The sequence below is a fragment of the Gardnerella sp. c10Ua_31 genome (genome assembly GCF_055700915.1).
Window position 1 is genome coordinate 87,373 of record NZ_JANUYG010000002.1, and the last position, 22,125, is coordinate 109,497.

Below are 22,125 nucleotides of genomic sequence, written 5' to 3' on the forward strand. Positions count from 1 at the left end.
AGAGATATGTGTTATGTTTTGTGTTGCGCACGGTCGGCGGAGTCATCGCAAAGCCGCATGAACTCTGTCGGCGGCTACGATTTGCGCCGCGCGCAGCAAGATTAAATCCGAACCATGCTTCGGCATAATTGTCGTTACTATGTAACGCAACTACGTAACGCCATTGCCGACATATGGAACGTTGACACTGCAGTTTTTAAGCTGCAGAAAATTTTCATCAGCATCGCCACCTTTCGCTACGTCGCCTTAAAGCGCGAAGCTTTTTGGCAGTTTTGCGGATAAAAGCTTTAATTTGCACATTGCGCATCAGTGTCTCGCGCAACAACGTCTTACGCAACAATGCCTCAAGTATCGCGCGCCCCCACTTGGTCTGGTCAAGGAAGAACCCAACAGCCATCGCACCCGTGCCAAGCACGCACACCACGCTCATCAGCATGTTCCAATTCACGCAATCTTCCCCACCTGTCTTCGGCAAGTTAAATGGCTCCACAACATGCACTGGGAAGAACTTTGCGGCGTAGTCAATGCCACTCGTGCCCTTAAAGTTCATAACGCTAACAATATCTTTGCCACTGGTAACATCAATCGTGTGGTCCGTACCAACAGCCGCCTTGTACTCGTCCAAAGCTTTTAGCTTCAACGCAAACACTGCGCAATAGTATTTTCCAGTATCTGTAGGCGCTTGAGCGTTTGAAATAAATCCGCGCGAACGCTCCATAGTTTTGCCAGTGCTATCGAAAAGTAAAGGGTTATTTAATACATCAGTATCGCAACCATCACCATTATTCTTACCTTTACGGCATTTCTCCTGCTGCTGGAAGTTCGCGTGTCCCCACACCTTCTGATTATCGCCGCCGTTAAGCTTAAAGAACAGCTTATCAAGATTTTCGCTCCAAAACTGAGTTTGGCTCTTGCTATTCGCATCCCTGCATAACGTTCTTAGCGTAATGCCGTCGCGCTTGGCGGTAGACCACGAGTCAACACCAAGGTCGTTCAGCAGGCCGATTCCGCGCATAACAGTAACGCCAGCCACTCTGTCAACATTTGCAATGTTATCTGTGGAGTCAACAGTGCCATTATCAGTAACGGAATTATACGCTTTGTGGTCAAACTGCTTATAAACGTCAACATGCAAATCTGGGTTGTTAATTGCTGGTCTAGTAACTTTCACCTTTGCGTAGATAGGGTGATCCTTGTTAATCGAGCCTTCGCCGTCCGAAGTAGTGCCGTCTGGATAATGAACCCTAATCTCGGCATAGTAGTAGCCATCATCCTGCCACTTATCTGGGCGGAAAGTGACGGAGCCTTTCTTGGTTGCGTTCTTATCTTTTGCTTCCGACTTACCATCAGCTTTGTTGTCTTCGCCGTCTTCAAAGTTAGCCCAAGGCAAGCGGCCTGCATTCGCTTTATTAATATCGCTAGCTTTAACAAAGCGCTTAATCTCGTACCAAGTGCCAGCAGGCAAAGTGCCTTCCTTAACGTTTTGCAAGTCGAAATCAGAAACGCCGTTGGCATTAACCTCGGTGCTACCCTCGGTGACCTTCTTCTTGCTTTGCGGTGCACCAGAACTTATAGCTGCCTTCCTAGCGTTATAAGTGCTACCTGCCTCAATCGTTGGAATATTGGTGTAGGTAGGGTTATACAGCTGATTGTCGTTATGAATACGAATCGCAAATGTGCTAGTTTTGTAGCCCTGGCCGTCTGTGCCGTAAGGATTACCCTTAGCGTTCAGCACACCGTCAACTGGATCAACATTCTTCTTGCTCTTGTCTTTCTTATTCTTCTCGATATTGCCCTTAACCGCCTTCTCAAACGCCGCAGACTTATCGTCTCCCCTTATAACGTATACCTTGCACTCGTAGTCGCCAGTCTTTTGAGCCTTGCCGCCAAAACTACCGCGCGTCTGCTCGGAAGCGCCGTCCCTGTCGTATAGGTAGTTGTCTTTATCGCAACTACTACCGCCTTTAATACGGCACTGCTCCTGCTGCTTAAAGCTAGCGTGCTTCCAGACTTTCTCGCTCTTAAACCTTAAGCCGTCTTTTTCGATTTCTTTCGCACCCGACTTTGTGTTATTAACATGACCAGGCAGAGTGTTGTAAGTATAATCGCTATACTTACCGTCTGTTCCCTTCTTAGAGCAGATTACATGCTGATGCAAGTTGCCAACAGACTTAGTCATCCACGAGTCGAAAGTTGCATCGTTAGGTAACGACTCACCTACTTTAAGGTCGTAGCCGTTGCCCATACCAATATTGCTGTAACGCTTATACAAATCTAGCCTAAGCTTATTATTAGCGTCGTCGCGCGTAACCTTCACCTTTGCATACACAGGGTGCTTGTAGTTAATAGATTCTGGCTGATCCGTAGATGTGCCGTCTGGGTAGTGCACAACAACCTCGGCCCAATACTCGTCCTTATCCTGCCACTTATCTGGGCGGAATGTTACGGCGCCGTACTCGCGAGTTGACTTAGGGTCTTTATCTTTTGCCTCGTTCTTGCCATCTGCCTTATTGTCTTCGCCGCCTTCAAAGTTAGCCCAAGGGTACGTCTTTGCCTTACTATTGTTTGCGTCTGCGCTCTTAATCAGCCTCTTAATCGTAAACCACGTGCCTTTTGGCAGGTCTTCTTTCTCAACAATGCCATCTTGGTCTTCCTTTGGAACGCCATTGCCGCCCTTAATGTTCTTTGGCTGCTTCGAAGAATTGCCATTGTGCTCAAAATCGTCAAGCTTAAACTTACCAGCCTCAATAGTGCCAGTCTTCACGTAAGTAGGGTTGTACTTTTGGTTGTCTTTGAGCTTGATCTTAAAGTGGAAGGAGTCTACAGTCCACTCTGTGCCCCTAGTGGATGCAAAAGTGTTGCCAATATCAAAAGCAAAGCCATAGTTTGCGCCTTGCTTAACTAAGCCATCAAACGTTTTAAGCGCATCATTATATTGCTTCCCTGCTCCAGTGTGAGCCTCGTGGAACGCAAACACCTTGCACTCGTACTCGCCCGCTTTTTTAGGCGTGCCGCCAATCAGCGCGCGAGAACGCTCCATAGTGCTGCTGTTCCACTCTCCCTTAGAAAGGTATTGATTGCCATCTGTGCAGTTACCATTCGCACACTTAGGGTCATTGTCTCGAATCCACTGGCGGAAGCCCTGGAATTGCAAACCATCAACGTCGCCGCTTGGCGTGCCGCCCTTGCCACCATTAGGCGTTAGCAGCGTGTACGGAGCATTAAGGTCATCCTTCCTATGGCACACAGCGCGGAAGGTAATAGGACCCTTTGCGTTAGTGGACCACGAATCCAGCACAATGCCGTCATCCTTGGCGCCTTTACCAATCGCCTGTCCTTTTGTAAGCTCGCGCGGCTTTTGGTTACTCGCATTGTGGTAGTTAATATCGCCGCCAAATGCGTTATTATCTATGCTCTTGCCGTTAAGAAGCTTAAGAGTCAAATCCTGAGGTTTACTAGTAACTGTAAGGTCTTCTACCTTAACGGGAGCATATACAGGATTACCCTTATTACCAGAGTCAGAATCTTCCGAAGTAGAACCATCAAGATATGTAACTACAACAGGCGTTTTATAATCACCTGAATCCATTGGCTTTTCTGGACTAAAAGTAACCTTACCTGTTTTATCTCCACCGTTTGTAAGTGAAGACCACTTAAGAGGCTCCTGTCCATACTTACCATATTTCTTAAGTGTAAACGATTTAGCAGGCAACTTAGCTGCATACTTTGTGCCTAATCTATCATCTTTTTTACTGTGAGGTTCAGTAGATTGTTTTGACGACCCAGCAGTAACAGTCGTCTTATCCCACTCAGGATAGTAGAAGCGAGACATTGGTTCGACTTTGAATTTTGCTTGCAAATGCTCGATAAGACGATCTTCTCGTTTATGTTTACAGTTATACAGCGAAGGGTCAGGATACTTTACTTGCACATGGAAAGTTATTGTATGACGCTTATGTTCTGGACCAGGGTTAAAAGATACATGACCAGTCAGTGGATCTAGCCAAGCATGACCTGGCGAAAGGGTATGTGCAGTACCATAATCATTATCGTAAGTAACTTTTACTTTATTACCTTTTTCGTCTGTTGGCTCGCCTTCAAAGCTATATACAAGTCCAGCCTTAGTTGGTAGTTTGTAGGTTTTTCCACCATCTTTGACGAAGTGACCGTTTACTGTATCGCCATCCCAAGTACCAGTTTCAAAATAGTTTTTAGATTCAGAACTGGTGAATGGCTCTACATTATTAACCTCATCGTATTTCATGCCACCTTTAGTGGTTTGGTCTACGCCATGATTAGGCCTATCTCCCATATTGTATTCCTCAAAATCTGGAATACCATCACCATCAGTATCGTATGGGCCTGAAACTGTATAATGTCGAACAGAACTTGCATTTTCTACATTTTCATTTTTATCATCCGTATATCCCATTGCGAAGAATAACTGATAAGGATCATACCTAGGATCAACATCAGCAGTTACTGTCCAACGATATACTGCCTCGTTTCCTCTCTCCCAAGACTGAAAGATTCGCCCGATTTCTCCTCTATTTTTCCACGCATACAATTCACACATTGGATCTCTATTAGTACCACAGCCTTTATCGCCGAGCGAAAGATCCCAAAAATGATTATATTTATCGCCATCGCTAGGAAGATTATCGCCATCGCTAGGAAGATAAGTATAGCGTTGCTTACCAGGATTATAAAACTGTCCTACTGTTTCGCTGCCGTTACTTTTATTATCCCAATTGTCTTGAGGCTTATGTACAAGAACAATTTTCCCATTATTATTTTCTCTAGCAATACTAATCCATTTTACTTCACGCGTTATTCTTATAGTATCGTCAACAAGACCACGTGGAGTAATCAAATAAAATACAGGTCGAGTATTAAATCTGTTTTTATCAAGCAAAGGATTAAACACGCCTCGAAACGTAATTTTCGTACGCCCATTAGTACCTTTTCCAGGCTCAACAATCGGATAATATTCATCTTTGCAAGTTCCCTTATCAAGCTCATACTTCGTACAATCGCCAGTTTTCATGTTAACAAAAGCAGAACCAAGATTAGAATGATCAGCCGCAACAACTGCATTGCCAAATTTATCCCAATAAACTTGACCAGCATTTGCCTGTTTTACCGGCGGCAAGATGAGCATTGCGAGTAGCGTGGAGGCGGCGATGAGCATTGCTAGAAGCGCGCGCAGTAGAGTGCGAGATGTGCGCGCGACGGCGGCAGAAGTGGCAGCGCAAGACTCTGAGCCATCCTTATTCCAAGCAAAAGCGCGCAACGCAAGACGCCCCACGCGTGATGCGAATCCACGTAACCCTGCTGGCAACATAGTCTACTCACCTTTCCTGGCACCGCGAATATCGTGGCAACCCCCAACAAAGCTGCATGACTATTCCATGCGGCTTGTTCCTCGTTATTCTTAAGTTACTCTTCGCTCACTTGTTTTATGCATTTGCGCGCAACTCCCAAAACGGGCAGAATACCAGACAAATCCAATACTCAAAAGCGTTAAGTGCAATGTGCCGAACGTTCCAACCAGCACCTGTACAAGCAAAGCCAGGTGACTCCCACTGCCCAACGCAGCATAAACGTTCTGCAAGCACTCAACGCAGCGCTAAATGCGCGATTAACTCGGGGGTTAACTACGCAATTAACTCTGCGATTAGCCCGAATATTAACCCGAGCGCAAAAACAAGATAGCAAAGCGCAGCTTTAACTAAAGCCTCTAGTATTTATACCCCCCCCCCCAGAACGAATTGCAAGTTAAAACCTCTACAAATTGCGGAGTGCGTAAAAGTTTTTATAATGATTGGCTTTTGCAAAAAAATCTATTGAATACTAGATAATAACCGAATACTTTTATGTAGTAAGTGAAGTGTTTTTTGTGACCCGCGTGTCGCAAAAACCACAACATCTTGTGGTTTGGGTGCGCGCGAACCACAAGCGCGCAAGCATCGCGGCTAATCAGCGCTAGCGATTTCCCGCACTTTGTACCAAATTCAACCCAAATCACGTACAAAATGCGGAACAACCTTCCGCACTTTGTAGCTCTAGACAGCGCTCTGCTTGCGTTATATTTGTCTCATCAATGATGCAAATATAACGAATTTTGGCAAAAAGTGTTACAAATGCCTCACCGCTGAGACAAATATAACGAATTTTGAGCAAAGCACTCAGGTAGGTCGTGCCGTTCGCGCGCTACGCTTTAAGCGCAAAGGTAGGTCGGAGCGCAAACACACTACATCAAAGCGCGAAGACAGGTCGTAGCGCACATTTGGAGCAAAACACTAGAACATTATAAAACCCTAAAACTCTAACTCAGGATTCTTTAACAACTCATCAAACATCGCATGATACAAGCGCAAATTCAAAGACTCTATCCGCGTAATAGTCGAGATTTTACCGCCAGCATCTTTCGACGAAGCGCCACAAATATAAACAGCCTCATCATCCGTCCCATAATCTATAACTACATACCTATCGTGATACTTCCTACCAGCAGTCTTAAACTTCAAATCAACACTAGGATAATCGCTTACAAAATCGCTCAACATGCTTTCCGTAAGCATATTCTTATTCCTAGCATTATCACTAAAAACTACAATTTCAACACCTTCACCAGCAAACCGCAATAATTCCAACGTTTTAAGACCAATATAATTATCTACAACATAAATGCTTTTCTTAGCTGACTTATATATTTTGCAATACGCAAGATCCGCTTCTATTTTATTGCCGTCCATAAGAAGAAAATGTTTATATGTATCTGGATTAATAAAATTATCCATTACCTTATTAAAATCTTCCTTCGTTGCCATTTTAGATTTTATTTCCGCTATATCTTTAGTATTCTGATTTGTTTGAATCGCAAGCTGCGCTAACTCATTCGCGCCAATAAAATCCTTATTTTCAACAATATAATCCTTCATTTGCTTAAAAGTTCTAATAAGCGCTTTCGACTGCATTGTGGCAAGTTCGCCTCTTAACACCGTCATGAGCATATAAATACCTTGCTCCGTAAAAGCATATGGAAATGACCTGCTTTTAGAACTAATATTTGCGGTCAAAAAATTTGATTGCAAATATTCCAACTCAGATTTATTTAATTGAAACATAAAGTCGTTATCAAATTTTTCTATGTTATTTTTTACTTGTTGATTGAACGCTCTTGTACTGTATCCATATATCTCAGCTAAATCCACATCAAGCATGACTTTTTGATTGCGAATGTTATAAATTTTTTCTTTTATCGTTTTAGCGTCTATAAGCGCTTTAGATGGCACGCTTCTAGTGTCCGCGATAATTAAATTTTTATTCTGCTCTACCATAAGACACCTCCTAAAAATGTACGTAAAACCTAGCGCCGTGCAACAAAAACTACACTTCTGACACAATCCCCATAAATCACAAGCAAAATTACAAAATCAATCGCAAGCCATATAACATCTAGCAACTAGCAAAACTAGCATGCATCAGCGCATAAATATAATTCTACAAAACAAGAGGATTTACCGAAAATGTTGCTCAAAACCACAAAATCAACAACAAAAAACGGAAATATCGCTCGCGCGCTGCAGAGCATTGCAAAACGTTACGAGTTTGATAGCACTACGATACAATTAACAAAGTCAAAGCAAAACACACAGCAAATAACGCAAAGACACAAACAACGCGGAGGCAATACTACGAGCAGCTTAATTAGGCGGCAGATTCTGCCAGAGTTTATACCAGTTGGAGCGCGGATTGTGGTGCGAACGTACAAAATTGCACAATTAGGCTGCGGCGAAAGATTGCAAAACGCTGGCAGCGCGCAAGCAAACAATGACAGTGCTAAAACAGACGACGCCAACACGCAAAAAATCGAATACCACGACGCGATTGGTCACGTAATCAGCTGGGACGGAGCAACATTGCACCTTATGCGCGACGCAGCAGCAAACGGAAGCCGACCCGAGCAAGAAATGTTCATCAACGCGCGCGCAATCGTAAGACTAAAGCCAATACCCGAGCGCAAACATCGCAGCTAATATGCGCAAGGCATGTAGTGCGATTGTACTGAATCTCGGTGCATTTTAATACAAACACACTACATAAGTAGCGCAAGGCAGGTCGTGTCGTTCGCGCGGTCTAAGCGCGCGAACGATTCGACGCACTTTGTAGCTCTAATTAGCATTTTGAGCAAAAAATTACGCAACCACGCCGTTAGAAATAAGCTCGCGCGCAACCTCGCGATACTCCTTAGCAGTCTTATGCTCAGGAGCAAAAATCGTAATCGGAACCGCCGCGACAGTGGAATCTGGTAACTTAATCGAACGCGAAATCACAGAATGCAAAACGCGCCCCTGGAAAGCCTCGTAAATCCTTTGCAAAACCTCTTCGCTGTGCAAAGTGCGCGTAAACATGGTAACGAGCACGCCAAACACTTGCAAATCTGGGTTAATTCTGTGCTGCACTTTTTCAATCGACTGCATAAGCAGCGCCACGCCTCTAAGTGCAAAGAACTCCGCAGCAACAGGAATAATCACACCATCCGCCGCCGTAAGCGCGTTGACGGTAAGCAAGCCAAGCGAAGGCTGGCAGTCAATAATAATAACGTCGTATTCGTTACGAACCTTGCGCAACACTCCAGCCAAAATCTGCTCGCGACCAACCTCGGTAACAAGCTGAACCTCGGCTGCCGAAAGATCAATGTTTGCAGGCATAACATCAATGTTTTCTGTGGCAGTGTGGCGAATCACATCGTGCACGTCTACAGAAGAATCAAAAAGCGCCGTGTAAACAGTGTTATCAAGCGCGTTCGCATTAATCCCAAGCCCCACCGTTGCAGCGCCTTGCGGATCGAAGTCAACAATTAAAACGCGCCTACCGTATTGACTCAGCGCACCAGCGATATTGATGGAGCTGGTAGTTTTACCAACGCCACCCTTCTGGTTACACATAGCAATAATGCGCGCAGGACCGTGCGTTGTAAGCGCATCGGGCGCGCGGAAAGTCTCATATTCGCGTCCAAGTAAATCAGTAGGCATACGCTCCAGTCTATCAAAAGGTATGTTCAGTGGATTTGCGCGATGCGGCGGCGAATATCACACCTATCTTGCGCGCGGATGGCTCATAACATACGCCTCCATAAGCGCGTCTGGACTTATATGCGTGTAGATCTGCGTTGTTGTAACGGATGCATGGCCAAGCAGCTCCTGAACTGTACGAACGTCGGCGCCGCCCGAAATCAAATGCGTTGCAAAGGAGTGACGAAGCGTGTGCGGATGCAATTCTTTGCCGATTTTTGCCATCTTGCCAGCATGCGAAATCGCCTCCCACGCGGATTGACGAGAAAGCGATTTGCCGCGTTTGTTTAGGAAAATCATGTGAGAATTTGCGGATTTTGACGCGGATTTTGACGATGAGTTTAAGGACGATTTGAGTTGTAACTCTGCGGTTGCTGGCGACTTTTGCGCGCGACTTGCAAGAATCGGCCTAGCTTTATCTAAATAATCGCGCAACGCACTAACCGCGCACTTTCCAATCGGCACAAGCCTCTGCTTTTGCCCCTTGCCACTAAGCCGCACAACTGATTCCGCCAAATCAATGTCCTCGAATTTTAGGCCAACCGCCTCGCTCACGCGCGCGCCAGTCGCGTACAAAAATTCCACAAGCGCGCGGTCTCGAAGCGAGACGGCATCCGTGCTACCAAATCCGCCAGCAGCATCAATTACGCGCTCCACTTCGCTAATGCTGAGCACGTCTGGAAGATGCTCCGACTGCTTTGGCGCTTTGACTTCTGCAGAAGGGTCGCTTGCGATTTGCGCGTTGGAAAGCATGAATTTGTTCCACTCGTGTATGCTTGCGATTCGCCGCGCAATCGTGCGAAGTCCTAACCTTTGCGCTGCCATTGCTTGTGATGACATTTCTTGTGATGACATTGCGCGCACGTATTCTTCAATATCTAGTTGCGTGATTTTGTTAACATCGTTGATTTTTCGTGCTTCGCGAAGCCAGTTCGTGTATTTTGTAAGATCCGACTCGTATGCTTCAACGGTTTTTGGAGAAAGCCCGCGCTCCACGCTTATGTGGTTTAGAAACTGCTGGATTTTTGGGGAAAATGGCGATTGATGCGGTTGAGGAGATTGATTCATGTGCGGTTGCTTGCGATTCTGCGGTTGCTGCGATTTGCGTGATTGAGAAGATTGTGGCGGTTGCTGCGATTCTGTCATATGCTAATTATATGCCGCTCGAATCGACGACTTCGAATTGCACAATGCTTGATCAATTTTCCGCGTTTTGTACCATTTTTTGGTCAAAATTGGTACAAAAAGCGGAGGGGTTTTCCGGAGTTTGTACGCGATTTAGGTCAAAATTGGTACAAAAAGCGGAAAGACAGGTCGGAGCGAGCGCTTAGAGAGTTGAGACGCGGCGGAGTGTTATGCGCGCTACACGCGTGTCGCTTGCAGCCGCCAAATCACTCAGCGCAACGCCAACAATCTGCTCGCCGCTTTGCGCGCTTTGAATCAGCTGACTTTGCCAATCGCCTGGGCAATCAAGCGCAAATCGAAGCTCGCGCAAATCGCCAGCCGACTCATCGCAAGCAACCGCGCGCTCCTTATACTTGTACTCGCGCCAAGAATCAGCCTTAGCAAAGAACGCGCGCTCATCGCAAGCAACCGCAGAATCGCCATCACTCTCCTCAAGCATCTTCTTCGCAAAACTCAACTCCTCAATCACGCTACCAAGCAAATCCGCCACATTTCGCCGATTTTCCGCAACCATCGCACGCGTGCGATTCGGGTCCGTAAGCGCAACTCGCGTCATATCTCGCCAAGAACCAGCCGACATTTGCAACGCAACATTGCGATTTTCGCTTTCACACAAAACATTCGCCAGCGCTGTAGAAACAACGTGCGGCATGTGCGAAATCAGAGCCGCCGAAGCATCGTGTATGGAATCGTTCAACACGAGCGCGCGATTGCCACACAACTCAACAATAACTCGCAAAACCGCCAAAAATCGCCAGAAATCGCTGCTTTCATCAACGCTAACTGCCCAAAGCGCGCCATCCAGCAGCTGCGCGCTCGACGCCTGCCAACCCGTAAACTCGCTTCCAGCCATAGGATGCGCGCCAATATAACAATCGCCAAGCCCCGCGGCCTTAACCTGCTCGCGCACAAGCCCTTTAACGCTGCCAACATCAGTCAAAGTTGTGCGCTGCTTGTTGATTCCGCGCGAAATCTCGCCAAGAACTTCTGGCATAGCAGCAAGCGAATTACACAAAATCAAAACATTTGGCTTCATACGCGCAAGCTCCGCAACGCTTTCAACGCAAGTGATTCCAAGCGCGCGCGCCTCGCTGTACATTGTTTGATGGCGATTATACGCGTACACTTTGCAAGAGCCCGCATCCACCAAACGCTTTGCGATTGATCCGCCAATAAGTCCAAGTCCAACAATACCAACAGAAAATTTTTGAGAAAATTCAGCATTTTCTACCATAATAATTCTCTTTCTGCATGCATTACGTTCAAAGTGCGCAAAGCATCAACTAAAGCATCGCCCGAAGCCTCAACCGAAGCCTCACCTACAGCATCAATGCACACTCCGCCATTAGGCAGCATCCAATCATTCATAATCGGATTATTGCGATTATTAGAAGGATACACTGCTAAAACTCGCACCCAATCACCATGTTTAACAACCTCTTGAATCATAGCTTTGCACGTAGAATCCCAAGGAGCAGCATCAACAGTGGCAATAAAACTATATAAACCATCTTGACCTTTAATCGGCCTAGACATAAAAGAAGTCATATTAAGACCATGATCGCGCACAACGTCAAGCAAATTTGCTAGCACTCCAGCACCTGTACAACGCGGAATAAAAGCAATAATCGAAGAAAAAGATGAATAGCATTCGCGATGCATACTAACAAAATTGAAAGCCTCATCTCTAGGAGCTAACACTAAAAACTCAGTGCGCGCGCCAGAAAAATCTTCAACGCCTTCACTCACAATTTGCCTATTGTATAAATCAGCACAAATTTTAGGGCACAAGGCAACTTCGCCAGGAACTAAATCCCTACAAGCAGCAGCGTTTGAAGACGCGGTTTTTTCTTTCAATCCATGCTTTTGAGCAAACTTACGGCATTGCGCCAACGCGTGAGGATGAGCAACAATAGTCGAACAGTTATCGATTGAATCCGACTGGCAAACAACAGCATCAAAACTTATATCAACGCCCACGCGCGCAATGCCAACCATATTTTTTGCATCAATTAATAAATCTAAATTAGGTATTACTACGCCTTCAATATTGTTTTCCCACGCAATAATACCCAAATCGTAGCAATCTTCAATTTTGCTAGCGATATTACGAATATTCTCACACGCAGTTGGAATAAGGCGCAAAGCACCTAACGATTTACATTGTTCTTTAACTTTTAAAGCAGCTTGATGAGTAAAAGAACCTTCTGGCCCTAAATAACATAATTTGCGGTCACTACTGCTGTTCTTATTGCTATTCATGACTATATTGCTATTCATGACTATTCCTCAAACTACTTTAAGACTATAAGACTAAGACTACTGTAAATAAGACTACTCTAAGACTATAAGTAAGACTACCTTACACTGATTTGGCACCACTATTTAGCGCCACTACCACTGATTTAGTGCCACTTATTTAGCGCCAGAAATAACAAAAAATTTATTAGGCATACAAAGCAAAACTGCGTGAGCAATAATCACGCCATAAAGCCAAAAATATCCAGCATTTTGTGCAATCCACGGAAGATTATCCACGCTAAAGCCAATGGCAACTAGCACGCCGCGAAATGCGCCAAAAACTCTAAACCATCCAAGCGCAATCATCCACACAACCGAACAACACACGATTGCATGCAAAATAAAGCCAAACATGCCACAAAGCATGCGAGCAAAACATGCGCTCAAAGTAACAAGCAAAAGCGCGATTACAATACCGTACGGAAAGCCGTACATAGCGCCCATTCGGTGCGCAAACGTGCCCAAAACCGCGCAAAATGCGGCCAAAACGCATAAAGCCGCACACTTGCTAGCAAATAGCACGGAATGCGACTTTATGTTAAACATCATTTTAAGGAATATTTTAAGCGATATTTTAAGAAATCACGCTAAATTTACGCAGCAATCACGCAGCGTTGTTGTTCTGCCTACGCTGCTTAGCGCGCCACTTATACCATTCATCACGGCTCAAAATAATCTTGCGCACGCGAATCGACTCAGGTGTAACTTCCACGCACTCATCTTCGTTAGCAAAGTCAAGCGACTCTTCCAAGCTCATCTTAATTGGTGGAGTCAAAGTCTCAAGCACATCTGCTGTAGAAGAACGCATGTTAGTCATATGCTTAGCAAGCGTAATGTTAACATCCAACTCGTCTGGCTTGTTGTTAATACCAACGATTTGACCTTCGTACACAGGGCTTTGCGGATCCACAAAGAACACGCCACGCGCCTGCAAACGCTGCATAGCATAAGGAGTTGCAACACCCTTACGATCACAAACCATGGAGCCATTCTGACGAGTTACAATCTGACCAGCCCAAGGCGCGTAGCCTGCAGAAATAGAGCTTGCGATTCCCGTTCCGCGAGTTGCAGAAAGAAGAGCCGTGCGGAAGCCAATAAGACCGCGAGAAGGAACAGTAAATTGCAAGCGAATCCAGCCAGATCCGTGATTGCTCATAGAATCCATGCGACCCTTGCGATCCGCCATAAGCTGCGTAACAGTACCCATGTATTCTTCTGGAACATCAATCGTAGTGTTTTCCATAGGCTCGTTAATTTGGCCATCAATTGTCTTAGTAACAACTTGAGGGCGGCCAACTGTAAGCTCATAGCCTTCGCGACGCATTTGCTCCGCCAAAACTGCCAACGCCAACTCGCCACGACCCTGAACTTCCCAAGCATCTGGGCGGTCTGTTGGAATAACCTTAATAGACACGTTACCAATAAGCTCGCGATCAAGCCTATCTTTAATCATGCGCGCTGTAAGCTTGTGATCCTTGCCTTCTGTGCCAGCAAGCGGCGAATCGTTAATGCCGAAAGTCATGGAGATAGCTGGGTCGTCAACGTGAATCAATGGAAGAGGCTTTGGATCGTTCTGATCCACAATCGTCTCGCCAATCATAATGTCGTTAACGCCTGCAACTGCAACAATATCTCCAGGACCTGCAGATGCAACAGGAGTGCGCTCCAAGCCTTGAGTGCGCAAAAGCTCGGAAACACGGAAGTTTTCAATCGAGCCGTCTACACGAGAAAGCCCGTAAGTCTTGCCCTTTTCCAAAATGCCATTGTAGATTCGCACTAAACCTAAGCGGCCAAGGAAGTCGGAAGAATCGATGTTTGCAACGTGTGCCTGAAGAGGCGCGCCTTCCTCGTATTCTGGCGCTGGAATGTTGGAAATAATGGAGTCAAAAAGAGGCTCCAAATTATCGTTGTCTGGCAAACCGCCGTTTTCTGGCTGATTCAAGGATGCATAGCCAGCTTTTGCAGCGCAATAAATAACAGGCAAATCAAGAAGCGAATCAATATCGAGGTCGATTCCTTCTTCAACAACGTCTTGTGCAAGACCGAGAAGCAAATCTGTAGCCTCGCTAACAACCTCGTCAATACGCGCATCTGGACGATCCGTTTTGTTAACGCACAAAATCACTGGCAGCTTTGCCTCAAGTGCCTTGCGTAGAACGAATCGAGTTTGTGGAAGTGGGCCTTCGGAAGCGTCAACAAGAAGCACAACGCCATCAACCATAGAGATGCCGCGCTCCACCTCGCCACCAAAGTCGGCGTGACCTGGGGTATCGATTACGTTGATTGTAATTCCCTCTGGGTGACCGTACTTTTCTGCAAGCGGGCCAGTGTATTGCACGGCCGTGTTCTTGGCAAGAATGGTGATGCCTTTTTCGCGCTCAAGGTCGTTGGAGTCCATTACGCGGTCTGGCACTTCTTCTCGCTCAGAGAATACGTGCGACTGCTGAAGCATGGCATTTACGAGCGTTGTTTTACCATGATCAACGTGCGCTACGATTGCCACATTTCTAATATCACCGCGAACAGTCATTACAAACCTCTTCCATTTGATTTAGCCAAACCTAAACAAGTTTACTCGCGACTTTAGACACGCCATTACACGAGAAATGTTGACGCATTTTGTAGCTCGAAACGGCATGTAGGACTACAAAACACGGAACAACCTTCCGCACTTTGTACCAGATTTGGCCTAAATCACGTACAAAACGCGGAATAGAAGATCATGTTGCTCTCGCGCTTTAAGCGCTCATGCAGGTCGATTCATGCAATAGCAGATTCGCTGGCGCCTTCTGGCAAATACTTGTCGTATCCTTCTTCTTCCAGCTCGTCCGCAAGCTCTGGCCCTGCCGTCTTTACAAAGTGACCTTGCGCAAAAACGTGCACAATATCTGGCTTAATGTACTTTAAGATTCGCGTGTAATGCGTAACCATCATAATGCCCAAGCCAGTGCTTTCTTTGGCGCGATTTACGCCTTCCGAAACAATTCGCAAAGCATCCACATCTAGGCCAGAATCCGTCTCGTCCAAAATCGCAAACTTTGGCTTTAAAATCTCTAGTTGCAAAACTTCCGCACGCTTTTTCTCGCCGCCCGAAAAGCCCTCGTTTACAGAGCGAGACGCAAACTTTGGGTCCATTCTTAAGCGCTTCATTGCTTCGTTAAGCTCTTTAACCCACGCGCGCAAAGTCGGAGCCTCTCCGCTCACCTCTGTTTTTGCTGTGCGCAAAAAGTTCGTCATCGAAACGCCTGGTACCTCTACCGGGTATTGCATTGCAAGGAAAAGCCCAGCTTTTGCGCGCTCGTCTGGAGTCATCTTCAAAATATCTTCGCCGTCTAAAAGCACCTGGCCTGAATCCACCTCGTACTTTGGGTGACCCGCCAAAGTGTATGCGAGAGTAGACTTTCCAGAGCCATTCGGTCCCATAATCGCGTGCGTTTCGCCAGAATTAACCGTAAGATTTACACCTTTTAATATTTGCTTGCGTCCCTCTTTTGTTTCTACAGACGCATACAAATCCTTGATTTCTAAAGTTGACATGTTTATCTCCTATTCTTCCGCATATTTCGATTCGTCGGTTGCTTGCGATTCGCCTGATAGTGCGGTTGCTTGCGATTCTTCCGTCTTAGCTAAACGCCTCTCAATCGCAGCCATCAAATGATCTACGATTTGCGGCACGCCAATCTCATCAATAAGCTCGTTAAAGAATCCGCGCACAACAAGCTTCCTAGCATCCGCCTCGCTCACGCCGCGAGATTGCAAGTAAAACAGCTCCTCGTCGTCGAATCTGCCAACAGAACTTGCGTGACCTGCGCCAATAATATTTCCGTTTTCGATTTCTAGATTTGGCTCCGAATCGGCAATCGCGCCAGGAGTTAGCACCAGATTTCGGTTCAACTCGTACGAATCCGTGCCTGGAGCTTCTGGCTTAATAAGCGCGTTTCCAACCCATGTAGAATGCGCTCCTTTGCCGTAAAGCGCGCCCTTATACACTACTCGCGACTTGCATTCTGGGTGATTGTGCACAACCATTGTACGATGCTCAACATGCTCGCCTGGATCCACAAAATACATGCCAAGCATATTCAAATCGCCCTTTTCTCCGCCAAAATCCTGATCCATGCGGATTCGCACAACGTCTCCGCCGAGCGTGACCATTGTGTGACGAAGAGACGCACCAGCACCCACGTGAATCCTATGATTTCCAACGTGTTTGCTGCCTGAATCCCACTCTTGAATGAACGTTGTAGAAACGTGCGCATTATCTCCAAGAATGATTTCTACGCCTTCAGCAAGCTTTGCAACTCCTGTGTGTTCTACAATAATATCCGCGTTTGTGTAAGAATCGGCTTCAATCACTAAGTGCAATGCGTCTAGCGATTTCGCAGCGTCTAGTGATTGCAAGTTGTTTCCGTGGATTTGCAATATTATTGGCTTTGTAACTTCGCCACAAACATGCAAAACGTATGCCGACTTTGCAGAATTCCACGCAACAGCAGCCACGCGATCCGAAGGCTTCATTTCTGTGTGCGGAGCCTCGTTTTTTGGCAAAATTTGTAGAGTTGCGCGCGAATCGCCATCAACGCCTTTTAGCTCCACGGCAACGTTGTTAGACGGCTCAAAGCTATCAAAAAACTCATCGATTCGCTCAACTGGCGTGTATCGCCAATCTTCCTGCTTGCGCGTTGGAATCGCAAAGTCTTGCACGTTAAAAGAGCGCACGGATTTATCTGCACTAGAAGGCATTGCAGCAGGAACAGCGTAAGGATCGTTAGGGTCTGCTACAGGAATATTAATTTCTTTTTCCGTCATTTTATTGCCTAAATTCTTTTTCAGATCTTCGCTCATCACCCCACGGATCCTTCCATTTGCAATTCCACAAGACGATTAAGCTCCAGAGCATACTCCATTGGCAGCTGGCGACTAATCGGCTCCACAAAGCCGCGAACAATCATGCCCATAGCCTCTTTTTCTTCCAGCCCACGGCTCATCAAATAGAAAAGCTGATCTTCGGAAACTTTGGAAACAGTGGCCTCGTGAGCCATCGAAACGTTATCTTCGCGCACGTCAACATGCGGATAAGTGTCGGACCTAGAAAAATCGTCAACAAGCAAAGCGTCGCACACAACCGAAGAGCTGGAGCCGCTAGCGCCCTTAACAATCTTCACAAGACCGCGGTAAGCCGAGCGACCTCCGCCGCGCGAAATCGACTTAGCAACAATCGTAGAACTCGTGTGCGGAGCCAAATGAATCATCTTCGCACCCGTATCTTGGTATTGGCCGCAGCCCGCAAAACTCAAAGACATGGTTTCTGCTTTTGCGTACGGCTCGGCAAGAACGCATGCAGGATACTTCATAGTAGCCTTGGAGCCAATGTTTCCATCAACCCACTCCATTGTGCCACCTTCGCGCACGTAGGCTCGCTGAGTTACCAAGTTGTACACGTTATTTGACCAGTTTTGCACGGTTGTGTAGCGCACGCGCGCATGCTTTTCTACAACAATCTCAACGTTTGCAGCGTGGAGCGAATCCGTGGAATAAATCGGAGCTGTGCAACCTTCAACGTAATGCACGTACGATCCTTCGTCTGCAATAATCAACGTGCGCTCAAACTGACCCATGTTCGGCGTGTTAATGCGGAAGTAAGCCTGCAGCGGAATATCCACATGCACGCCTTTTGGCACGTACACAAACGATCCGCCACTCCAAGCCGCCGTGTTAAGAGCCGCAAACTTGTTGTCGTCAACTGGAATCACAGTTGCAAAATACTTTTTTACAAGCTCTGGATACTTTTGCACTGCTGTATCCGTATCAACAAAAATCACGCCTTGAGCTGCTAGGTCCTCGCGAATCGAATTGTAAATAACTTCCGACTCATACTGTGCTGCAACGCCTGAAACTAAGCGCTTTTTCTCCGCTTCTGGAATGCCAAGCCTATCGTAAGTTTTGCGAATATCTTCTGGCAAATCATCCCAAGTTTTCGCTTGATCGTGAACTGGACGAACGTAGTACTTAAAATCGTCTGCGTCAAAACCGCTTAAATCCACTCCCCAATCAGGCATCGGCTTTTGCAAAAACGCGCGGTAGCCTTGCAAACGAAGGTTTAGCATCCACTCTGGCTCGTGTTTGTCTGCGGAAATTGCGCGAACAACCAACTCGTCAATGCCCTTCTTTGCAGCTTCGCCTGCAGCATCCGAATCATGCCAGCCGTAATTGTACTCGCCAAATTCGGCAACGATTTGCTCGTCTTGGCGAATTTTATCTTCGTTTACGCGAGCGCGATCTGCCACGTACTGGCTCATTTCAACGTCTGCCGCGCTGGATTCTGGCGTGCTGGAGTCGTTTTGATTTGCTGCATTCTCATTCAATGATGCGCTTGATTCAGGCTTATTTGAATCATCAACCACTGTTTTACCCTCCTATCAAGCTTATAAATCGATTATACATTTAGCCACGCGGCGGCATTACGTGATTCAAATCACATCTTTTCATTCCCTGCATGTGTTAATTAAACACAAAGAAAAATACTTTATTTTTTATTGCATTTTTATTAAAATCTTATTTAGAAAGGTGGTAATTTAGATGACAACAAATACAGTGAACATTAATTTCAAGCTAAATGCAGACGATAAACGACTTATGGAAAATGTTTGCCGAGAACTAGGGCTTTCAATGAGTGCAGCATTCACAATATTTGCTAAGAAAGTTGGAAGAGAGCACAGAATACCATTCGAAGTTTCAGCAGATCCGTTTTACAATCCAGAGAATATAAGTCGTCTTAAAAAATCCATAGCACACATGGAAGAAACAGGCGGCACTATACACGAGGTTCCGCTAGATGATTAAAGCGTGGACAGATGAAGCGTGGGAAGACTTTGAGTACTGGTCTAAGCAAGATAAGAAAACTCTTAAGAGAATCCTTCAGCTTCTTAAAGACATTGATCGCAATGGATACAATGGCATAGGTAAACCAGAACCTCTGAAAGGTGATTTTTCTGGATACTGGAGCAGGCGGATTGATGATTGCAACAGAATAGTTTACCGAATCGATGGAAACATAATGAGAATAGTTCAGTGTGGTTCACATTATGACAGATGATCGCAAAATTTACGCACGCGGGAAGGCTTGCGAGTAGCGCTGCTTAAGAGCTTGAATAGAAACGTGCGTGTAGCGCTGCGTTGTGTTAAGCGACGAATGACCCAAAAGCTCTTGAACTTCGCGAAGATCCGCTCCACCGTTGAGCATATGCGTTGCAGCACTGTGGCGAAGTGCGTGCGGAGCAACATCTGGCACGTTTGCAGCCGCTGCAGCCGCGTGAACAATGCTTCTAACAATGCGCTGATCGATGCGCTTTGCTCGCGCGCCCAAAAACAGCGCTTGCGAGGTTTCTGCGTGCTTTTCCAGCAGTGCACTTCGACCATGCTCAATCCACTCTTTGCACGCATTTGCAGCAGGAACGCCAAACGGCACCACGCGCTGCTTGTTTCCTTTACCTGTAACTTTTACAGTGTGATTTTCAAAATCCATATCTTGCACATTAATGCTTGTAAGCTCTCCCACGCGCATGCCCGTTGCGTATAAAAGCTCTAGAATCGCAGCGTTTCTAAGGGCTAGCGCATGTTCTTGAGGGGATTTTTGGGGCGATTTTAGTGGCGTATTTTCTTTACGCTCGGAAGCTTGCGACTTTTGCGCGCGAGGCTTTTTTTGCGTGCTGCTTTGCTCAGTTGAATCATGCGCAAAGTTATCGGCGCAACTATCCGCACAACTATCCGCGCAATTATCCGCATAATCAAGCAACTTTTGCGCTTGCGCTTCGTCTAAAACAGTAGGAAGCTCATTAGCAATCTTAGGAGTTGCAAGAATTTGCGCAGGATTCGCGCTAATCAAACCAACGTGCGTAGCCCACGCAAAAAAGCCGCGCACAGCTACCACTTTGCGCGCCAAACTCGAGCGCGCGTGATTCTTGTTAAGCCAATACATCCATTGGCGCAAAACACTCGTAGAAACCTCGCGCAAATCGCAAAAACCATTGCGATTGCACCACTCTAAGCATTGCAAAACATCAGCGCTATACGCGCGCAAGGTGGCGCTTCCAAGGCCTTTGTTTGCGCGCAAATAGTCAACGTAGCGCGCACAGTGGTAGCGTAAGTCGCAAAAGTCGCAAGCTTCCGTTGACGATACCAAATCATCGTCAAATAATAAATCATTATTATTACGACTGCTAGCCATAGAACCGCCTCGAATCGCCTATATAACAGCAATCAGAAAGACCTAATTACCGCTTTCTCCGCTCGACTTACGCCTTCTATCCAACACATGCCAAGCTTTATCTGCAGCCGCAAGCTGAGCCTTGCGCTTGCTAGAACCATCCGCCTCGCCGAGCAGCTCATCACCACTTTCGTGCGCCAAAACAGCACGCGCATGGAACACAGGCGCATAATCTGGGCCAGAAACCGACATCCTATATTGCGGCTCGTCAAGCCCCATCTCGTGCGCCAAAACCGTAAGCGAAGTCTTCCAATCCAACGCAGGGCCTTCTGTAAGAACCTCCGCCAAAGTGTCGTCAATCAAGCGATGCACTACAGCGCGCGCCTCGTCAATGCCATGCTCAACAAAAGTTGCGCCAATAAGCGCCTCAACAATATCACACAAAATCGAGTCTTTTTGAGCGCCGCCATGCTCCATCTCGCCATGACCCAAAAGAATATACGGCCCAACATGCAACTTATCTCGCGCAACCGCGCTCAAAGCCCACTCCGAAACAGCCTTAGCGCGAAGCTTAGCCAACTGGCCTTCCGTCATGTCTGGGTGAGCAGAAAACAGCGTTTCTGTAGAAACAAGCTCCAAAACAGCATCCCCCAAAAACTCTAGGCGCTCGTAGTTTTTAGTGCCTGGATGCTCGTGCGAAAAAGATCGATGAGTGAGCGCCTCAACAAGCAAATCTGGCGAAATCGTAGTGCCAAGCGCGCGCAAAAGCTCCTGAGTAGGGTCACCATTTTGCGTGTGTCCGTCTTGTGTTCGCGCAACGCCAATGCTGCTAGTTCCAGCGTCTTGTGGCTGATTTGGGTTCGTGCATGCGCCGTGCTGGTCGTCACTTTGAACGCCACTTATATCGTTTTTGACGCCATTTTGATCTTTTGTATTGTTCCCACTCATATTTTCAACATTATAGCGCATGCGTTGAAGTCGTTGATTTGCGCTATATGCTTCCCGACTTTGTTGCAAAAAACAAAAACCCTGCCACCCGTCGATGGCAGGGTTCTCTTAAAATACAACCTACTTGGTGTGCGCAGAGCGAATTGCTTCGCGATACACGCGACCGCGGAAGTTACCGCAGGTTGGGCAAGCCATGTGAGACAACGCTGGCGAACCGCAGTTCGGGCAGGTAATAGTCTGCACGGCAGAAGCCTTCCAATTGGCGCGACGCGAATGAGTATTAGCGCGCGAGGTCTTGTACTTTGGCAGTGCCATAATCTTTCCTCTATTTCGTTCAACCGATTGAGCTTAAGCGTTCTGTATATTACAGCAAGCGCCATACATTATGTAAAAACGCACTACAAA

General features: G+C 46.5%; 17 protein-coding genes. 3 read left to right on the forward strand and 14 right to left on the reverse strand.

Going from position 1 to position 22,125, the window contains the following annotated elements:
* Positions 1-217: 217 nt before the first annotated feature.
* Positions 218-5,344 (reverse strand): Rib/alpha-like domain-containing protein, encoded by a 5,127-nt coding sequence (locus tag NYP55_RS02835; protein ID WP_472781547.1) that lies wholly within the window; start codon positions 5,342-5,344, stop codon positions 218-220.
* A gap of 976 nt (positions 5,345-6,320) precedes the next feature.
* The gene (locus NYP55_RS02840; protein ID WP_472781548.1) at positions 6,321-7,343 is read right to left on the reverse strand and encodes an ORF6N domain-containing protein; all 1,023 of its coding nucleotides are present in this window, start codon (positions 7,341-7,343) and stop codon (positions 6,321-6,323) included.
* Between the two features lie 420 nt (positions 7,344-7,763).
* Here NYP55_RS02840 and NYP55_RS02845 point away from each other — a divergent pair, with 420 nt between their 5' ends.
* Entirely contained in the window at positions 7,764-8,042 is a 279-nt protein-coding gene (locus NYP55_RS02845; protein WP_060785692.1) for a DUF6725 family protein, read from the forward strand.
* 159 nt (positions 8,043-8,201) lie between these two features.
* Here the strand turns inward: NYP55_RS02845 and NYP55_RS02850 are convergent, their stop codons facing one another.
* The 9 genes from NYP55_RS02850 to sufB all read right to left on the reverse strand — a co-directional run bounded on the left by NYP55_RS02850 (position 8,202) and on the right by sufB (position 18,970).
* Positions 8,202-9,041 carry a ParA family protein gene (locus tag NYP55_RS02850; RefSeq protein WP_004121099.1) on the reverse strand — a complete coding sequence of 280 codons (840 nt, stop codon included), beginning with the start codon at positions 9,039-9,041 and terminating at the stop codon, positions 8,202-8,204.
* A 63-nt stretch (positions 9,042-9,104) separates the two neighbouring features.
* Positions 9,105-10,148, reverse strand: a complete 1,044-nt coding sequence (locus NYP55_RS02855) for a site-specific tyrosine recombinase (protein ID WP_472781641.1) — start codon at positions 10,146-10,148, stop codon at positions 9,105-9,107.
* 259 nt (positions 10,149-10,407) lie between these two features.
* Entirely contained in the window at positions 10,408-11,499 is a 1,092-nt protein-coding gene (locus tag NYP55_RS02860; protein WP_472781549.1) for a prephenate dehydrogenase, read from the reverse strand.
* Positions 11,493-12,545 carry a prephenate dehydratase gene (locus NYP55_RS02865; protein WP_472781550.1) on the reverse strand — a complete coding sequence of 351 codons (1,053 nt, stop codon included), beginning with the start codon at positions 12,543-12,545 and terminating at the stop codon, positions 11,493-11,495. Before NYP55_RS02865 ends, NYP55_RS02860 begins: the two co-directional genes overlap by 7 nt.
* 135 nt (positions 12,546-12,680) lie before the next feature.
* Positions 12,681-13,115, reverse strand: a complete 435-nt coding sequence (locus NYP55_RS02870; RefSeq protein ID WP_415680749.1) for an alcohol dehydrogenase — start codon at positions 13,113-13,115, stop codon at positions 12,681-12,683.
* Between the two features lie 55 nt (positions 13,116-13,170).
* Positions 13,171-15,096, reverse strand: coding sequence for a translational GTPase TypA (gene typA / locus NYP55_RS02875; protein ID WP_004131886.1), 1,926 nt, complete (start codon positions 15,094-15,096; stop codon positions 13,171-13,173).
* Positions 15,097-15,326: 230 nt separating this feature from the next.
* Positions 15,327-16,103 carry a Fe-S cluster assembly ATPase SufC gene (gene sufC / locus NYP55_RS02880; protein ID WP_004113429.1) on the reverse strand — a complete coding sequence of 259 codons (777 nt, stop codon included), beginning with the start codon at positions 16,101-16,103 and terminating at the stop codon, positions 15,327-15,329.
* A 9-nt stretch (positions 16,104-16,112) separates the two neighbouring features.
* The gene (gene sufD / locus NYP55_RS02885) at positions 16,113-17,411 is read right to left on the reverse strand and encodes a Fe-S cluster assembly protein SufD (protein WP_472781551.1); all 1,299 of its coding nucleotides are present in this window, start codon (positions 17,409-17,411) and stop codon (positions 16,113-16,115) included.
* Positions 17,411-18,970 carry a Fe-S cluster assembly protein SufB gene (gene sufB, locus NYP55_RS02890; protein ID WP_472781552.1) on the reverse strand — a complete coding sequence of 520 codons (1,560 nt, stop codon included), beginning with the start codon at positions 18,968-18,970 and terminating at the stop codon, positions 17,411-17,413. Before sufB ends, sufD begins: the two co-directional genes overlap by 1 nt.
* Before the next feature lie 175 nt (positions 18,971-19,145).
* Here sufB and NYP55_RS02895 point away from each other — a divergent pair, with 175 nt between their 5' ends.
* Positions 19,146-19,409, forward strand: coding sequence for a type II toxin-antitoxin system RelB/DinJ family antitoxin (locus NYP55_RS02895; protein WP_004113434.1), 264 nt, complete (start codon positions 19,146-19,148; stop codon positions 19,407-19,409).
* Positions 19,402-19,662: a Txe/YoeB family addiction module toxin gene (locus NYP55_RS02900; protein WP_004113436.1), complete on the forward strand. Its 261-nt coding sequence runs from the start codon at positions 19,402-19,404 to the stop codon at positions 19,660-19,662. Before NYP55_RS02895 ends, NYP55_RS02900 begins: the two co-directional genes overlap by 8 nt.
* Positions 19,663-19,671: 9 nt before the next feature.
* Here NYP55_RS02900 and NYP55_RS02905 read toward each other — a convergent pair whose 3' ends face one another.
* From NYP55_RS02905 to rpmF, 3 genes are all read right to left on the reverse strand, one after another.
* Positions 19,672-20,793 carry a tyrosine recombinase XerC gene (locus tag NYP55_RS02905; RefSeq protein ID WP_472781553.1) on the reverse strand — a complete coding sequence of 374 codons (1,122 nt, stop codon included), beginning with the start codon at positions 20,791-20,793 and terminating at the stop codon, positions 19,672-19,674.
* Positions 20,794-20,835: 42 nt separating this feature from the next.
* On the reverse strand, positions 20,836-21,741 hold the full coding sequence (rnc, locus tag NYP55_RS02910; protein WP_472781554.1) for a ribonuclease III: 906 nt from the start codon (positions 21,739-21,741) through the stop codon (positions 20,836-20,838).
* Between the two features lie 99 nt (positions 21,742-21,840).
* Positions 21,841-22,035: a 50S ribosomal protein L32 gene (gene rpmF / locus NYP55_RS02915; RefSeq protein WP_004113441.1), complete on the reverse strand. Its 195-nt coding sequence runs from the start codon at positions 22,033-22,035 to the stop codon at positions 21,841-21,843.
* Positions 22,036-22,125 lie beyond the last annotated feature (90 nt).

Coding starts and splice junctions, on each gene's coding strand:
- typA (WP_004131886.1), bottom strand. CDS start 15,096: ATGACTGTTCGCGGTGATATTAGAAATGTGGCAATCGTAGCGCACGTT.
- NYP55_RS02850 (WP_004121099.1), bottom strand. CDS start 9,041: ATGCCTACTGATTTACTTGGACGCGAATATGAGACTTTCCGCGCGCCC.
- NYP55_RS02865 (WP_472781550.1), bottom strand. CDS start 12,545: ATGAATAGCAATATAGTCATGAATAGCAATAAGAACAGCAGTAGTGAC.
- rpmF (WP_004113441.1), bottom strand. CDS start 22,035: ATGGCACTGCCAAAGTACAAGACCTCGCGCGCTAATACTCATTCGCGT.
- sufD (WP_472781551.1), bottom strand. CDS start 17,411: ATGAGCGAAGATCTGAAAAAGAATTTAGGCAATAAAATGACGGAAAAA.
- NYP55_RS02835 (WP_472781547.1), bottom strand. CDS start 5,344: ATGTTGCCAGCAGGGTTACGTGGATTCGCATCACGCGTGGGGCGTCTT.
- NYP55_RS02905 (WP_472781553.1), bottom strand. CDS start 20,793: ATGGCTAGCAGTCGTAATAATAATGATTTATTATTTGACGATGATTTG.
- sufC (WP_004113429.1), bottom strand. CDS start 16,103: ATGTCAACTTTAGAAATCAAGGATTTGTATGCGTCTGTAGAAACAAAA.
- NYP55_RS02840 (WP_472781548.1), bottom strand. CDS start 7,343: ATGGTAGAGCAGAATAAAAATTTAATTATCGCGGACACTAGAAGCGTG.
- NYP55_RS02895 (WP_004113434.1), top strand. CDS start 19,146: ATGACAACAAATACAGTGAACATTAATTTCAAGCTAAATGCAGACGAT.
- NYP55_RS02900 (WP_004113436.1), top strand. CDS start 19,402: ATGATTAAAGCGTGGACAGATGAAGCGTGGGAAGACTTTGAGTACTGG.
- NYP55_RS02855 (WP_472781641.1), bottom strand. CDS start 10,148: ATGAATCAATCTCCTCAACCGCATCAATCGCCATTTTCCCCAAAAATC.
- NYP55_RS02870 (WP_415680749.1), bottom strand. CDS start 13,115: ATGATGTTTAACATAAAGTCGCATTCCGTGCTATTTGCTAGCAAGTGT.
- rnc (WP_472781554.1), bottom strand. CDS start 21,741: ATGCGCTATAATGTTGAAAATATGAGTGGGAACAATACAAAAGATCAA.
- NYP55_RS02860 (WP_472781549.1), bottom strand. CDS start 11,499: ATGGTAGAAAATGCTGAATTTTCTCAAAAATTTTCTGTTGGTATTGTT.